We start from the raw sequence: 15,726 nt of genomic DNA on the forward strand, positions 1-15,726 counted from the left end.
GGAAAATTGATATGACTGCGCGTATTCTTGTTGTCGATGACGTTCCGGCCAATGTGAAGCTGCTCGAAGCCCGGTTGCTTGCCGAGTACTTCGACGTGCTGACGGCCAGTGACGGTTATGCCGCCCTGGCGCTCTGCGAAAAGACGCCCATCGACCTGGTGCTGCTCGATATCATGATGCCCGGTCTCGATGGTTTCGAAGTCTGCGAGCGGCTGAAGGCGAACCCGAAGACGGCACATATCCCGGTTGTCATGGTCACCGCGCTCGACCAGCCTTCGGACCGCGTGCGTGGCCTGAAGGCCGGCGCCGACGATTTCCTGACGAAGCCCGTCAACGATCTGCAGCTGATGTCGCGGGTGAAGAGCTTGGTGCGGCTGAAGAACGTCAGCGATGAGCTGCGCCTGCGGGCCCAGACGGCGCAGACGATCGGGCTTGAAGATGTTGGCCGGGCGGACCGGCCTGACGAGCCCGGCAACGTCCTGCTCGTCGATGGCCGCGGCTCGTCGCAGGAGCGGCTGCCGCGCGCCCTCAAGCCGATTGCCGAGGTCTCGGTCATCTCCGATCCGCAGGCGGCATTGTTCGAGGCGGCGGAGAACAATTTCGACCTCGTCATCGTCAATGCGAATTTCGACGACTACGATCCGTTGCGGCTCTGCTCGCAGTTGCGCTCGCTGGAGCGCACCCGTTTCATCCCTATCCTGCTGATCGCCGAGCAGGGCAGCGACGAGTTGGTCGTCCGCGCGCTCGATCTGGGCGTGACGGACTATCTGATGCGGCCGGTCGATCCCAATGAACTGATTGCCCGGTCGATGACCCAGATCCGGCGCAAGCACTGCAATGACAGGCTGCGGTCGAGCGTGCAGCAAACCATCGAGCTTGCCGTCACCGACGGCCTCACCGGGCTGCATAACCGGCGCTATTTGGACACGCACCTGAAACTGCTGATGGATCGGGCTGCTGCGCGCGGTCGGCCGCTGTCCATCTGCATGACCGATATCGACCGCTTCAAGCAGGTTAACGACACCTACGGCCATGACGTTGGCGACGAAGTCTTGCGGGAATTCGCCAATCGCATCCGCACGACGGTGCGGGGTGCCGACCTTGCCTGCCGGTTCGGCGGTGAAGAGTTCATCGTGGTGATGCCGGATACGTCAGCCGAAATGGCGGCCGGTGTCGCCGAGCGTCTGCGCACGATCATCGAAAGCCTGCCATTTGCGATCCCGCAGGCGGACGGCCCCCTGAAGGTCACCGCGTCCATGGGGATTGCCACGCTCAGGCCCGGCAGCGACACGGCCGAAGCGCTGCTGAAGCGCGCCGATACGGCGCTCTATCAGGCCAAGCACGAAGGCCGAAATCGGGTGGTGGCAGCCGCCGCCTGAGCCGCGCCTCCTGCGTTTCTGGCCTCAAAGCACCCCAGGGAATTTCTTTGCCCGCCTCTTGCGGCCTGCATTCAAAGTTGTATTCTCGCGTCACCTGTTGCTACCGGGGAGTTTGGGTGGCAGCAGAGATCATGCAGTGTGCCTGTCCAGGTCTGATACAGAATTAACCATGCGCCGAGCGGCACCGCTCCGCGCATTAAGAATTCGTTGATTTTTTTTTATTTTCAGGTGATGCTCATGAAAGAGGGGGCATCCAGCCTTCTGCGATATTCGTTACCCCATGATGCTCAGGTCCGCCGCATCTCCTGGGTCGTGGGGTCGGTCGGTTGGCTTTTGGCGTCCGCGGAATCCTCGTGCCGCAGTCAGAGGCCAGCCGACCCCCTTTCCGACACGCCGTCCCGCCTTCGGGGCGGCGTTTTGATTCTGGGGGAAGAGCAGGGGCGGGCGAGCCGTTTCCTCCCCCTGGCGTGGAACCCGTTTCACTCAGCGCCTATGCGAGATGCTCAAGGCATTGGCCTAAAAACGAAAGGGCGCCTGACCTTGCGGTCGGCGCCCTTCAATTCCCGAAAACCGGCGATCTTACTTGATCTTGGTTTCCTTGAATTCGACGTGCTTCTTGACGACCGGGTCGTACTTGGTCTTCGTCATCTTTTCCGTCATCGTACGGCTGTTCTTGGTCGTGACGTAGAAGAAACCCGTGTCGGCTGTCGAAAGCAGCTTGATCTTGATGGTGGTGGCTTTTGCCATGGTCGTCCTGCCTTTGTAACAATGAAAGCCGTGGACAACCGGTTGCGGGCCACGGGCAAGGTTGGCGCGAAACTACAAATCGCGGCCGAAAAGTCAAGACCGTTTTGGTTTCAAAACGATCCTGACCACCGAAAGCGCGACATAGAGACCGAAAAAGCCGGCGATCGCCCAGGCAAAACCGTTGTTGCCGGTGGCGTCCATTGCCGCGCCGATCGCCTGCGGTCCAGCGACGGTACCGACGGCGTAGGAAAACACGAAGGCCGCGTTGGCGGCGGCGAGATCCGCGCCCTGAAGCCGTGAGCCCAGGTGGCTGAGGCCGACCGTGTAGAGGCCGGAGACACAGCCGCCCCAGAACAACAGCACGATTGCCATCAGGAACCAGCTCTCGACCAACAGCGGCAGGAACAGCGCGCCGATAAGACCGATCAGCGTCATCGCAGAGAGCAGTGTGCGCCGGTCTTTGACCCTGTCGGAGAGCATGCCGACCGGGATCTGGAAGATGAAATTGCCGACCCCCATGACCGTTAGCAGAAGCGCTGCCTGCGATTCGCTGAAACCGGACCGCGTCCCGAAGATGAGGAACAGCGAGAGACCGCCTGATTCGACCGCGCCGAAGATGAAGACGGCAGCCGTTGCCGTGGGCACGAGGAAGACGTAGCGCAGGAAATGCCGCTCGGGCTTCTCGTCGATGACGGGGCTTTCGTCGCGCGCGAGGAAAATCGGCACGGATGCCAGGAGGATGACGCCGGCGCCGACGAGGAAGGGCAGGAGGCCTTCGCTGCCGAGGATCGAAAACAGCAGCGGGCCGGTCAGGAACCCAAGCGACAGGAATGTGCCGTAGATCCCCAGCACGAAACCGCGCTTGCTCGGCGGGGCCGTCGCGTTGATCCAGAACTCGGAAAGAATGAAGAGGACGGTGATCGCTCCGTGGAAGACGATTCGGAGCGGGAACCAGAGCCAGAAATTGGTGATGTAATAGAAGCCGAGCGCGCTGGTGGCCGCGATTAGCACGGCCCAGAGCATCGTTGGCGCTACGCCATGCCGGTGGGCGAACTTCGTCGTGAAGGGGGCAGCCACCATCGATGCCAGGCCCGCCATGGCGGAATTCAAGCCGATGAGGGTCGAGGAAATTCCGCGCTTCTCCATGATGATGGAAAGCAGCGGCAGGCCGAGGCCGATGGCGATGCCGACCGCGCTGATGGCAGCAACGGCCGCGATCAGCGACCGCCAGTGAATTTCCTCAACCGGTGCAGCCGTACCGGGCGATGGCTGTGACATCTGACGCGGATCCTTAGAGCAATGTGCGCACGAAGCGCCCATGGCGCGAGGTATAGAGTGGAACCGGTCGTTCGCAGGGCAGCGAAGGATCGGCGTCCAGTCCGTTCCTGAGGTCCGCGAGGATGACCGCGGTGATGTCAGGTATCTGTAGCGACGGAGTAACGTTCACATCGATCCACTGCAAATCCTGAAGCTCCCGACTGTCCAGGAACCGCGTAGGATCGATTTCGGCCTCGTCGGCGAACACGGCGAAGAAGCGCGTATCGAACCGCCTCGTGTTGCCTGGAGGGGTGATGGCCCGAGCCATATAGCGCAACTTTGCAAGATCGGGAAGAAAGGGAACGGGAGCTTCGGCCGAAGGAAGCGGCGCGCCTATGGCGATGCCGGCTTCCTCGTAAAGTTCACGCAGGGCGGCAAGCGCGAGCGCGCGCGCCCGGGCATCCGACAGTCCGCGCGCGCCGGCCACCTTCAGCGTTCGCAGGACGGAGGGATGGAGATCGGAGCCGAAGCCAATTCGATGATCGCCGGTATCGCGGCGTCCGCCGGGGAACACATAGAGATCCGGCATGAAGGCGTGCGCACTGTGGCGCCGCCCCATAAGCACACGCACGCGGCCGCCAACGCGATCGAGCAGCATGATCGAAGCGGCATCCCGGGGCCGCATGGTCGCGGGACGCGGAGGCTTGGGTTCGTTGCCCGTCTCCCGCGCCGGCCTCATGCCCGTTCGTCTCTCGGGGGCAACACGTCCTCAGGCGCATCTTCGTGTCCGCCGAAGCCATGCATCTTCAGCGCCCATTGCAGGCCGATGACGGCGCCTTTTACAGGCTGCAGCAGCGCCAGCGAACTGATGACGGTGATCGGTGCCCAGATGGCGAGATGCTGCCAGCTGTTGAGCGGAAGGATGAGGTCGGTCGCCATGTAGCCGGCAAGCACGAGGTGGCCGACGATCGTGACGACGATATAGGGCGGGAAGTCGTCGGCGCGGTGGTGGTCCATGCGCTCGCCGCAGGCCGCGCACGTCTCAACCGACTTGAGGTAGCTGCGAAACAGCTTGCCGCTGCCGCACGCTGGACAGCGGCCGAGAAAGCCGCGCTTCATCGAAAGACCAACGGAGCGCTCGTCGCTTTTGGACCCGCCCAGATGAAGTGTTTCGCCTGACGCCGCTTTCATGTGCATTCCTCTGTCCTATCGGGACCCTATCGCCGGCCGCGCGGCGGCCGTGTTCCCGGCTTCTTCCGGGCGCCGGTGCGATCCCTGCGACCGGACTTGTGGAAGGAGCGCGTTGCCGTCGGCATCTTGCGTCCTTCGCTGATCATCTCGAAGCGGAGCGCACCGGCAAGCGGCACGGCCTCGACGAGCTTGACGCGTACCGGATCGCCCAGGCGATAGCCGAGCCCGGTCTTCTCGCCGGAAAGCGCCTGATGCGCCTCATCGTAGATGAAGTAGTCGCGTCCAAGTGTTGATATCGGAACGAAGCCGTCGGCGCCATAGGCCGGCAGGGTGACAAAGAGTCCCGCCTTGGTGACACCGGAAACGCGGCCGTCGAATTCCTCCCCGACGCGACCGTTGAGATGATGCGCGATCAGTCGGTCGACCGTGTCGCGCTCGGCGGCCATGGCACGGCGCTCGAAAGTCGAGATCTCGGCGGCGATGTCGTCGAGTACGGCCTCTTCCTGCGGTGTCAGCCCGCCTTCGCCAAGGCCGAGCGAGGCAACCAGCGCCCGGTGCACGATCAGGTCGGCATAGCGCCGGATCGGAGACGTGAAATGCGCGTACTTCAAAAGGTTGAGGCCGAAGTGCCCGATGTTCTCGGGGCTGTAGATCGCCTGGCTCTGCGAGCGCAGCACCATCTCGTTGACCATGGTCTCGAAGGGCTTGCCTTCGGCCTTGGCGAGGATGCCGTTGAAGTGGTTCGAGCGCATGTTCCCGCCCTTGACGAGCGAGATGTCGAGCGTCGCCAGGAATTCACGCAGGCTTTCCTGCTTGGCAAGCGAGGGCTGGTCGTGGATGCGGTAGATCAGCACCTGGCGCTTCTGCTCCAGCGTCTCGGCGGCGGCAACGTTCGCCTGGATCATCATTTCCTCGATCAGCTTGTGCGCGTCGAGGCGTTCGGGAACGAAGACACGGTCGACCGTACCGTCGGGTTTCAGGATGATCTTGCGCTCGGGCATGTTGAGCTCGAGCGGCTGGCGCCGGTCGCGGCCGCGCGTGAGGATGCGATAGCCTTCCCAGAGTGGCTTCAGGATCGTCTCGAGGATCGGCCCGGTCTTGTCGTCCGGATTGCCGTCGATCGCTGCCTGCGCCTGCTGGTAGGAGAGCTTTGCCGCACTCTTCATCATGATGCGATGGAAGGTATGGCCGGCCTTCCGGCCTTCCTTGGAGAAGCGCATGCGCACGGCAAGCGCCGGGCGATCGACGCCTTCCTTGAGCGAGCAGAGGTCGTTGGAGATGCGCTCGGGCAGCATTGGCACGACCCGATCGGGAAAGTAGACCGAGTTGCCGCGCTTCAGCGCTTCAAGGTCCAGAGCGGACTTCGGACGCACGTAGTAGGAGACGTCGGCAATCGCCACCGTGACGATGACGCCGCCGGGATTGGCCTCGGACGGATCCGGCTCCGCATAAACGGCGTCGTCATGGTCCTTGGCGTCGGCCGGATCGATGGTGATCAGCGGCAGCGTGCGCCAGTCCTCGCGGTGCGCCATGGTGGCGGGGCCTGCGGCGTTCGCCTCCTCGATCACCCGTTCCGGGAAAACGTGGGGAATGCCGTGGGCATGGATGGCGATCATCGAGATCGCCTTCTCAGAGGCGACCGAACCTATGACGGTCTGCACCTGCGCGCGCGGCAGACCGTAACGGCCGAGACGTGACAGCTGCACCTCGACCAGATCGCCGTCCTCAGCGTTGCCCGTGAACTCCGGATCAACAAGTATTTCCTCGCCGCGCTTTTCGATCGGCATCAGGCGGCCACCGCCGCCGGGCGTCGAGCGGAAGACGCCGAGCACGGCATCCTTGCGCTTGTCCAGCACCTTGATGATGCGCGCCGTATAGGCCGGGCCGCCCCGTTCCTTGGCCGGGAAGATCTTGGCGAGAACGCGGTCGCCGAGACCGCCCACCGGAGCCTTGCCCTTACCCTTGGCGACGGCGGATTGCTTGATCAGCACCGCCGGTGCGACGCCGTCGTCGTCGAGCCATTCGGCCGGGCGGCCGATCAGCTCGCCATCGACATCGCGGATGGTGATGTCGAGCACGGTCACCGGGGGCAGGGCGCCCGGACGCACCAGCGACTTGCGCTTCTTTTCGACCAGACCGTCGACTTCCAGCGACTTCAGCAGGGCCTTGAGTTCGACACGGGTTTCGCCCTTCAGGCCGAAAGCCTTGGCGATTTCGCGCTTGGAGGCGCGGTCCGGGTTTTCAGCGATGAAGCGCATCAGCACGTCACGCGGCGGGACCGCGCCGTGGATGATCGGTTCGCTTGGCTGGGCCGATCCGGCCTTTGCCGCGCGAGCAGGCTTCTTGCCCTGGCTTCTCTTGCCGGACTGTTCGGTCGGGTCGCGCGGTATTCTGGTCAAGATCAGTCCTTCTTGGCCTTGGCGGCCGTCTTTGTTTTGCTCTTGGCGGGCGCCTTGGCCTTAGCCTTGGTCGCCTTGGCGCCGTCCTCGGACTTCGCCGCTGCCTTGGTCGTCTTGGCCTTGGTCGCCTTCCCCTTGGCCGTTCCGCCCTTGGCAGCACGCTCCGAGATCAGCACAAGTGCCTCCTCGACCGTCACCGACTGCGGATCCTTGCCCTTCGGCAGGGTGGCGTTGACCTTGCCCCAGTTGACATAGGGGCCGTAACGGCCGTCACGAACGGTGATCGGGCCACCGTCGGGATGATCACCGAGTTCCTTGAGCGACGCGGCAGCGGTGCGGCCCCGGCCGGCCCCGGCCTTCGACTGCTTGTCGGCGAGAACCGAGACGGCGCGATTGAGGCCGATCGAGAAGACGTCCTCGATCGATTCGAGGTTGGCATAAGTGCCGTCGTGCAGCACGAACGGTCCGTAGCGGCCAAGCCCGGTTGAGATCATCTTGCCGGATTCCGGATGGGCACCGATATCGCGCGGCAGCGACAGCAGCGCGACCGCCTTCTCATGGTCGATCGTCGACGGCGTCCAGCCCTTCGGCAGGCTCGAGCGCTTGGCTTCCTTGCCGTCGCCACGCTGGACATAGGGGCCGAAGCGGCCGCTCCTGAGCGTGATTTCCTCGCCGGTATGCGGATCCTTGCCGAGCGCCTGCGGTTCGTTCGAGACCGCCGCCTCCTCGCCGTTGCTGTCGGAGGAAAGCTGGCGGGTGAAGTTGCACTCCGGATAGTTCGAGCAGCCGACGAAGGCGCCGTACTTGCCGAGCTTCAGCGACAGCTTGCCGGTGCCGCAGACCTGGCAGATGCGCGGATCGCCGCCGTCCTCGCGCTTGGGGAAGACCAGCGGCGCCAGTTCCTCGTTCAGCGCGTCGAGCACGTTCGTTACGCGCAGTTCCTTGGTTTCCTCGATCTGGGCGAAGAAATCCTTCCAGAAGTCGCGAAGCACGTCTTTCCAGTTGACCTCGCCGGCGGAGACCTGGTCGAGCTTTTCTTCGAGCGACGCGGTGAAGTCGTAGCCGACATAGCGTGTGAAGAAGCTTTCCAGGAACGCCGTCACCAGCCGTCCTTTGGCCTGGGGGATGAGCTTGCGCTTGTCGTTGGTGATGTAGTCGCGATCGAGCAGGGTCGTGACGGTGGCGGCATAAGTGGAGGGACGGCCGATGCCGAGCTCTTCCATCTTCTTGATCAGGCTTGCTTCGGAATAGCGCGGCGGCGGCTCAGTGAAATGCTGCGAGGCGTTGATCTTCTGCTTGGCGAGGTTTTCGCGCGCATTGATCTCCGGCAGGCGGCCATCCTCGTCGCCGTCGTCAGTCTGTTCGCCGTCTTCCTTGGCATCCGTATAGGCAGCGATGAAGCCGTCGAAGCGGATGACCGAGCCGGTGGCGCGCAGACCTGCCTTCTGGCCGCCATTGTCCGCAGTGATTTCCGCGGTCGTACGCTCGATCTCGGCCGATGCCATCTGGCTGGCGATGCCGCGCTTCCAGACGAGGTCGTAGAGCCTGAGCATGTCGCCATCGAGGAAACGGCGAACCTGGTCCGGCGTCCGGTTGAAATCGGTCGGGCGGATGGCCTCGTGCGCTTCCTGGGCATTCTTCGCCTTGGTCGAATAGAAGCGCGGCTTTTCCGGTAGATAGCGGTCGCCGAACTGGCTGGCGATCGCAAGGCGCGAGGCTTCGATCGCTTCCGGCGCCATCTGCACGCCGTCGGTACGCATATAGGTGATCAAACCGACCGTCTCGCCGCCGATGTCGACGCCTTCATAGAGCTTCTGCGCGACCTGCATGGTGCGCGAAGCGGAGAAGCCGAGCTTGGAGGAGGCGGCCTGCTGCAGTGTCGAGGTGGTGAAAGGCGGCGACGGGTTGCGCTTGACCGGCTTTGCTTCGATGCTATCGACCACATAGGCGGCGCCATCGAGCAGGGTCTTGAGACGATTTGCTTCTTCGCCGTTGCCGACAGCCTTCGGCGCAAGACGCTTGCCATCGGCCGAAACGAGACGCGCCTCGAACTCGTCCCCGCGCGGCGTCTTCAAGAGCGCCGAGATGTTCCAGTACTCCTCGGAGATGAAGCGCTCGATCTCGTTTTCACGATCGCAGACGAGGCGCAGCGTCACCGACTGCACGCGGCCAGCCGAGCGGGCGCCCGGCAGCTTGCGCCAGAGCACCGGCGAGAGGTTGAAACCGACGAGATAGTCGAGTGCGCGGCGCGCCAGGTAAGCGTCGACCAGCGAGGTGTCGATGTCGCGCGGATGAGCGATTGCTTCGAGAACGGCCTTTTTGGTGATGGCGTTGAAGGCCACGCGCTTGACCGGCTTGTCGCCGAGCACCTTCTTCTTCTTCAGAAGGTCAAGCACATGCCAGGAAATCGCTTCACCTTCGCGATCCGGGTCGGTTGCGAGAATGAGGCCGTCGGCGGATTTGACCGCGTCGGCGATGTCCTTCATGCGTTTCGCCGAGGCACTGTCGACTTCCCAGGACATCTCGAAGTCTTCGTCGGGACGGACCGAACCGTCCTTCGCCGGCAGGTCGCGCACGTGACCAAACGAAGCCAGTACCTTGTAGCCGGGGCCCAAGTACTTGTTGATCGTCTTTGCCTTGGAAGGCGATTCCACCACTACAACATTCATCGTCATTTTCTGAGACAACCGGTCCTGGTTCGGCGTCAGCGCCGTTTGCGCCGTACTTCGCCTGATATCGACGCCCCGAAATGGACAGGGATTCGAACGGGGTCAAGGGGGTTCGCCCAAAATAACGAAGAGAGGCCAGTGGGCGAACCATGCGGAAACACGCTGAATCTGCGATCTGAAACGCGTGATTGGTCCCGCTGGCGTGCCCGCCTGTGGCTGTGGCTTGTTATCATTCGGGCGTCGCGAGCGACACGAGGCCGCCAGCATGGCGATCAAGCCGACCGGCCAGATCAAGTTCCAGCAGAAGCAGATAGACCTGAGCCGGCGAAAGCCCGGTGTGGCGGACGATATCGTCGATCTCGACCGGCGTCGGGCCGAGCGCGGTGCTGACCGCGGCGCGGTCGCCGTCGCTCGCGCTCGCCGGAACACCAGCCCGCGCCTGACCATCCGGTTCCCGCACGCCCGGCAGCGGCAGCTCCAGCTGGCTGAGTGGCGCCAGCGCCTCGATCACGTCATCCGGGCCGGTCGTGACGATCGCGCCCTGTTTCAGGAGATCGTTGGTGCCATGGCAGCGCGGATCGAGCGGCGAGCCGGGAACCGTAAAAACGAGCCGGCCGAAATCGGCGGCGTAGCGCGCGGTGATGAGCGAGCCGGAGCGGTGCGCGGCCTCGACGATCGCAACGCCGAGGCTGATGCCGGCGATCAGCCGGTTGCGGCGCGGAAAGTCGCGCGCCCGTGGCTCCCAGCCGAAAGGCATTTCGCTGATCGCGAGGCCCCGACCGGCCGTGATTTCTTCGAGCAGGCCCACGTTCTCGGGCGGATAGGGGCGGTCGAGACCGCCGGCAAGGGCAGCGATCGTGCCGGTATCAAGGCTGGCGCGGTGGGCAGCCGTGTCGATACCACGTGCGAGGCCCGAGGTGACGACATAACCGGCGCGGCCGGCGTCGAGCGCAATCATCGCCGCAAACTTTGCGCCGCTGACCGACGCGTTGCGCGAGCCGACAATGCCGAGCGACGGGCGGCCAGCCGCGCTGAGATCGCCTTTCATCGCGAGCAGAGGGGGAGCACCGTCGATCTGCCGCAGCGCCGAGGGATAAGCCGCTTCGCCGATGCCGACGAAAACGGCGCCGTGGCGTCGTGCGGCCTCCAGTTCCCGTTCGGCTTCGGCGACGGACGCCACGCGATAGCTTTGCTTCGTGCCGCCGCGCCTCGACAGCTCAGGCAGTGCATCCAGCGCGTTTTCAGCGGTGCCGAAATGGTTGATCAGGTCGCGGAAGGCGATGGGGCCGACATTGTCGCTGCGAATGAGCCGGAGCCAGGATATCTTCTGTCGTTCGGTCAGCGCCACTCCGTTTCGTCCTGCGCTGGCCTCAGACATTATCCCTTGTCTCCGATCTTGCTTTCCGTGCCGGCGAGCAGCCGCCGAATGTTGGCGCGGTGCTTCACCCAGGTGATGACCGTCATGGCGGTAAAGAGGAGGGCGACCTTCTCGTTGCCTGCCGCGTAAAGTAGAACCGGAATGATAGCCGTTGCAACCAGGGCGGACAATGAGGAGTAGCGGCTGATTTTCGCCATGCCGAGCCAGATGACCGCGAAGGCAAGCACCATGAGGGGAGCAAGGCCGAGCAGGACGCCGATATAGGTGGCGACACCCTTGCCGCCCTTGAAGCCAAGCCAGACCGGGTAGAGATGGCCAATGAAGGCGGCAAAGCCCGCGGCGATTCCCGCCTCGACGCCCCAGTAGGATGCGATGAACGCTGCGGCGGAGCCTTTCAGGGCATCGAGCAACAGCGTTGCGGCAGCAAGCTTCTTGTTGCCGGTTCGCAGCACATTGGTCGCGCCGATATTGCCGGAGCCGATCTTGCGCACGTCGCCGAGCCCGGCCATGCGCGTCAGGATCAGTCCGAACGGGATCGAGCCAAGGAGATAGCCTAAGGCAAGGCTTAAGAGCGTAAAGGGCAGCCCAAGCTGCCAGGACAATAGATCCACCGGTTCCCCTCCCGCGCGACCGCTTTCGGCTTAGGCCGAATGCACCAGCTTGCCGGCAACATAGGTTTGCACGACCCGCCCGGTAAAGCGCGCATTTTCAAACGGCGTATTCTTGGAGCGAGAAACGATCGCCTCTTCGTAAAGCACCCAAGGCTCGTCGAGATCGAGGACGGTGATATCGGCCTTGGCGCCGGGTTTCAGCGTACCGGCGTCGAGACCGAAGATCGCCGCCGGCCGCGTCGACATCGCATCGATCAGGCGCATCAGCGGAACCTGGCCGCTGTGATGCAGGCGAAGCGCGGCCGCGGCCAGCGTTTCCAGGCCGATCGCCCCATCGGCAGCATCGGCAAAGGGCAGCCGCTTGGTGTCGACGTCCTGCGGGTCGTGCGAGGAGACGATGATATCGATCGTGCCGTCGGCCAGTGCCTCGGCCATCCCGACGCGGTCGTCCTCGCTGCGCAGCGGCGGCGAAAGCTTGAAGAATGTCCGGTATTCGCCGATGTCGTTCTCATTGAGCGCGAGATTGTTGATCGACACGCCGCAGGTGACGTTGGCGCCACGCTCGCGTGCGGTACGGATCGCGGCGGCCGATTCGGGAACCGAGATCTGGGCGGCGTGATAGGCGGCACGCGTCAGTCCGGCGATGCGCAGGTCGCGCTCGAGCGGAATGATCTCCGCTTCGCGCGGGATCCCGGAAAGGCCGAGCCAGCTTGCAAGCAGGCCCTCGTGCATGACGCCGTTGGCACCGAGATACTTGTCGCGCGTCTCAAGGGAGATGACGGCGCCGAATTCGCGCGCATAGGTCATGGCGCGGCGCAGGACCAGCGTGTCGTGAATCGAGCGACGACCATTGGTGAAGCAGACAGCACCCGCTTCGCGAAGCAGACCGAACTCGGTCATCTCTTCGCCGGCAAGACCCTTGGTCAGCGCTGCGGCCGGGTGTACGTTGACCAGCGCCTTGTCGCGCGCCGTCTTCTTCACATACTCGACGAGCGCGATGTCGTCGATGACAGGGTCGGTCTCCGGCATGGCGATGAAGGTGGTGACGCCGCCGGCAGCGGCGGCCCGCGATGCGGACTCGAAGGTCTCGCGGTGTTCGCTTCCCGGTTCGCCGACAAAGACGCGGGCATCGACGAGGCCCGGAACGGCGGTGAGGCCGGCGCAGTCCTTGACGAAGGCGCCATCCGGCGCGCCCTGGTTCTGGGCATCGGCACCGGCAGCAAGGATAAGGCCGTCGTCGCCGACGATAACAGTGCCGACTTCATCGAGATTGCGCGAGGGATCGACGATGCGAAGGTTCTTCAGAACGAGTGGTCTGGTCATGTGCGCGGCCCCTGGTTCTGCGAGAGAAGCAGCGTTTCCATAACCGCCATGCGCACGGCAACGCCCATCTCGACCTGCTGTTCGATCACGCTCTGCGGCCCGTCGGCGATTTCCGAGGCGATCTCGACGCCGCGGTTCATCGGCCCGGGATGCATGACAAGCGCATCCGCCTTGGCTGCCTTCAGCTTTTCCGCATCGAGCCCGTAGTAGTGGAAGTATTCGCGTACAGACGGCACGAAGGACCCGGCCATGCGCTCGCGCTGCAGGCGCAGCATCATGACGACATCGGCATCCTTCAGGCCCTCGGCCATCGAGTGGTAGACTTCGACGCCCATTTCGGCGATCCCGGAGGGAAGCAGCGTCGCCGGTGCGACGACCCGAACCCGTGCGCCCATCTGGTTCAGGAGCAGGATGTTGGAGCGCGCAACGCGCGAGTGAAGCACGTCGCCGCAGATCGCCACGATGATGCGCGAGAGCTTGCCCTTGGCGCGGCGGATCGTCAGCGCGTCGAGCAGCGCCTGCGTTGGGTGCTCGTGCTGGCCGTCGCCCGCATTGACGACGGAGCAGGAGACCTTTTGTGCGAGAAGGGCTGCGGCACCGGCCGAGGAGTGACGCACGACCAGCACGTCCGGGTGCATGGCGTTCAGCGTCATCGCCGTGTCGATCAACGTCTCGCCTTTCTTCACCGAGGAATTGCCGACCGACATGTTCATCACGTCGGCGCCAAGGCGTTTGCCGGCAAGCTCGAAGGAAGATTGCGTGCGGGTCGAGGCCTCGAAGAAGAGGTTGATCTGCGTCAGACCCCGAAGCGTGGACGTCTTCTTTTCTCTTTGACGGGAGATTTGGACGGCTTCATCGGCGCGATCGAGCAGATAGGTGATATCCTGCTCCGTGAGCCCCTTGATGCCGAGCAGGTGGCGATGCGGGAAAGTGATCATGGGCCGCCCTTGCGCTCTGGAAATGTGGTCGCTCTATAAGACCTGGTCCCCGGCACGGCAAGGCTTGCGCGGTTCAGTCCGCAGAAAACTTGCAACGGCGATCCTATCTTTTCTTCGCCCCGTTCCGTGGTCGAGAAACTTGCGCTAGAACCGGCCCATGAATCAGATGAACCGGACTGAACAGAAACTCGCCGAGCTCAACCAGCCCAAGCCCTGGTCCGGTGTCAACGCCTATCGCTCCGATCCGCTGGTGGTCGACATCACATCGGGCATGAGCAAGACGCTGCGCGATGAGTTCGACGTGCTCGGCCGCTACGTCACCTCGCCGGAGGCCCAGGAACTGGCGCGCATGGCGAACGAAGGTCCGCCGAAGCTGAAGACCCACGGGCCGCGCGGCGAGCGTCTCGATGTCGTCGAGTTCCACCCGGCCTGGCATGCGCTGATGCGCCGCTCGATGTCCTCGGGCCTGCACGCGTCCGCGTGGGAAAATCTGCCGGACGAGCGCAACCAGTCGCACAAGACGCGGGCGATCCGCTTCTATCTGACGGCGCAGCTCGAATGCGGTCATCTCTGCCCGCTGACGATGACCAGTGCATCGCTTGCAGCGATCACTGCGTCGCCGGCGGTGCAGAAGGAGTGGGCGCCGAAGATCCTGTCGCGAAAGTACGATTCCACCAACCGTCCGTGGATGCAGAAGTCGGCCGTCACCGTCGGCATGGGCATGACCGAGAAGCAGGGCGGCACCGACGTGCGCGCCAACACTTCGACGGCCGAACGGGTGGGCGAGGGCATCTATCGGCTGAATGGCCACAAGTGGTTCATGTCGGCGCCGATGAGCGACGCTTTCGTCATGCTGGCGCAGACCCGCGAAGGGCTTGCCTGCTTCCTGGTACCGAGGCTCCTGGAAGACGGCAGCGCCAACGGCCTGCGGTTCCAGCGGCTGAAGGACAAGCTCGGCAACCGCTCCAATGCGTCTTCCGAGGTCGAGTTCTCAGACACGTTCGGCTTCATTCTCGGCGCGCCGGATGCAGGCCTCCGCACGATCCTCGACATGGTGACGCTGACGCGGCTCGACTGCGCGCTCGCTTCCGCCGGCATGATGCGCGCCTCGCTTGCCGAAGCCGTACATCATACCCGCGGCCGCAAGGTTTTCGGCAAGCCGCTCGTCAGCCAGCCGATGATGACGCGCGTGCTCGCCGACATGGCGCTCGACGTTGCCGCGGCAAGCGCACTTTCGTTCCGCCTGGCCGAAGCCTTCGACAAGGCGCGCAGCAGCGTGGAAGACGCGGCTTACGCGCGGATCATGACGCCGGTTGCGAAATACTGGGCCTGCAAGATCGCGCCGGCTCTGATCTATGAGGCGATGGAGTGCCTCGGCGGCAACGGCTATGTGGAAGAGCGAGCACTGGCGCGCCACTACCGCGAAGCGCCTGTGAATGCCATCTGGGAAGGCTCCGGCAACGTCATGGCGCTGGATGTGCTGCGGGTTCTCGCCAAGGGCAAGGATCTGTTCGAGCAGCTCTTCGTCGTGCTGGCCCGCGATCTCGGCCCGTCCGGTCGCAAGACGATCGACGTGCTGCGCGCGGCCATGTCGCTGTGCGAGCGTGATGAGGGTGCGGCCCGCATGCTGGTCGAGCAACTGGCGCTCGCCGCCGCTGCCGCCGAGCTCTACCGTCTCGGTGCCGGTCGCATTGCCGATGCCTTCCTCGAATCGCGCCTGGCTGCCGGGTGGCGCTCGACCTACGGCATGCTCGATTCGCGCTTCGATTCCGCCTACATCCTGGACCTTCTCTATCCCCCTGCGGCCTGAGCCGCAGGACGTCCGGCGTAAGCC

At 63.9% G+C, this 15,726-nt stretch carries 12 protein-coding genes; 2 read left to right on the top strand and 10 right to left on the bottom strand.

The annotated features are described in order from the left end of the window. The first annotated feature begins 11 nt into the window (after positions 1-11). On the top strand, positions 12-1,379 hold the full coding sequence (locus IB277_RS04550) for a PleD family two-component system response regulator (protein WP_110818448.1): 1,368 nt from the start codon (positions 12-14) through the stop codon (positions 1,377-1,379). A gap of 579 nt (positions 1,380-1,958) precedes the next feature. Here IB277_RS04550 and rpmG read toward each other — a convergent pair. From rpmG to IB277_RS04600, 10 genes are all read right to left on the bottom strand, one after another. Beyond that, a complete protein-coding gene (rpmG, locus tag IB277_RS04555; RefSeq protein WP_034795357.1) occupies positions 1,959-2,126 on the bottom strand; it encodes a 50S ribosomal protein L33 in 168 nt (55 codons plus the stop codon). Between the two features lie 93 nt (positions 2,127-2,219). Next, positions 2,220-3,404 (bottom strand): MFS transporter, encoded by a 1,185-nt coding sequence (locus IB277_RS04560; RefSeq protein WP_034795359.1) that lies wholly within the window; start codon positions 3,402-3,404, stop codon positions 2,220-2,222. Positions 3,405-3,417: 13 nt separating this feature from the next. Next, positions 3,418-4,122 carry an NUDIX hydrolase gene (locus IB277_RS04565; RefSeq protein WP_192370791.1) on the bottom strand — a complete coding sequence of 235 codons (705 nt, stop codon included), beginning with the start codon at positions 4,120-4,122 and terminating at the stop codon, positions 3,418-3,420. Then, positions 4,119-4,574, bottom strand: coding sequence for a DUF983 domain-containing protein (locus tag IB277_RS04570; RefSeq protein WP_034795645.1), 456 nt, complete (start codon positions 4,572-4,574; stop codon positions 4,119-4,121). The genes IB277_RS04565 and IB277_RS04570 overlap by 4 nt, the downstream gene beginning before the upstream one ends. Positions 4,575-4,600: 26 nt before the next feature. Then, positions 4,601-6,973 (bottom strand): ribonuclease R, encoded by a 2,373-nt coding sequence (rnr, locus tag IB277_RS04575; RefSeq protein ID WP_192370792.1) that lies wholly within the window; start codon positions 6,971-6,973, stop codon positions 4,601-4,603. Positions 6,974-6,975: 2 nt separating this feature from the next. After that, entirely contained in the window at positions 6,976-9,642 is a 2,667-nt protein-coding gene (gene topA / locus IB277_RS04580) for a type I DNA topoisomerase (RefSeq protein ID WP_060522211.1), read from the bottom strand. A gap of 229 nt (positions 9,643-9,871) precedes the next feature. Then, the gene (dprA, locus tag IB277_RS04585) at positions 9,872-11,020 is read right to left on the bottom strand and encodes a DNA-processing protein DprA (protein WP_090294507.1); all 1,149 of its coding nucleotides are present in this window, start codon (positions 11,018-11,020) and stop codon (positions 9,872-9,874) included. Next, on the bottom strand, positions 11,020-11,631 hold the full coding sequence (plsY, locus tag IB277_RS04590; protein WP_077961540.1) for a glycerol-3-phosphate 1-O-acyltransferase PlsY: 612 nt from the start codon (positions 11,629-11,631) through the stop codon (positions 11,020-11,022). The genes dprA and plsY overlap by 1 nt, the downstream gene beginning before the upstream one ends. A gap of 30 nt (positions 11,632-11,661) precedes the next feature. Then, the gene (locus IB277_RS04595) at positions 11,662-12,954 is read right to left on the bottom strand and encodes a dihydroorotase (protein ID WP_090294505.1); all 1,293 of its coding nucleotides are present in this window, start codon (positions 12,952-12,954) and stop codon (positions 11,662-11,664) included. Further along, positions 12,951-13,892 carry an aspartate carbamoyltransferase catalytic subunit gene (locus tag IB277_RS04600; protein WP_110818447.1) on the bottom strand — a complete coding sequence of 314 codons (942 nt, stop codon included), beginning with the start codon at positions 13,890-13,892 and terminating at the stop codon, positions 12,951-12,953. The genes IB277_RS04595 and IB277_RS04600 overlap by 4 nt, the downstream gene beginning before the upstream one ends. Positions 13,893-14,049: 157 nt before the next feature. Between IB277_RS04600 and IB277_RS04605 the strand changes: the two genes are divergently transcribed. Further along, positions 14,050-15,702, top strand: a complete 1,653-nt coding sequence (locus IB277_RS04605) for an acyl-CoA dehydrogenase family protein (protein ID WP_060583555.1) — start codon at positions 14,050-14,052, stop codon at positions 15,700-15,702. The last annotated feature ends 24 nt before the right edge of the window (positions 15,703-15,726 follow it).

It is taken from the genome of Ensifer sp. ENS07, from assembly GCF_014852185.1.
In the GTDB taxonomy this organism is placed as follows: domain Bacteria; phylum Pseudomonadota; class Alphaproteobacteria; order Rhizobiales; family Rhizobiaceae; genus Ensifer; species Ensifer adhaerens.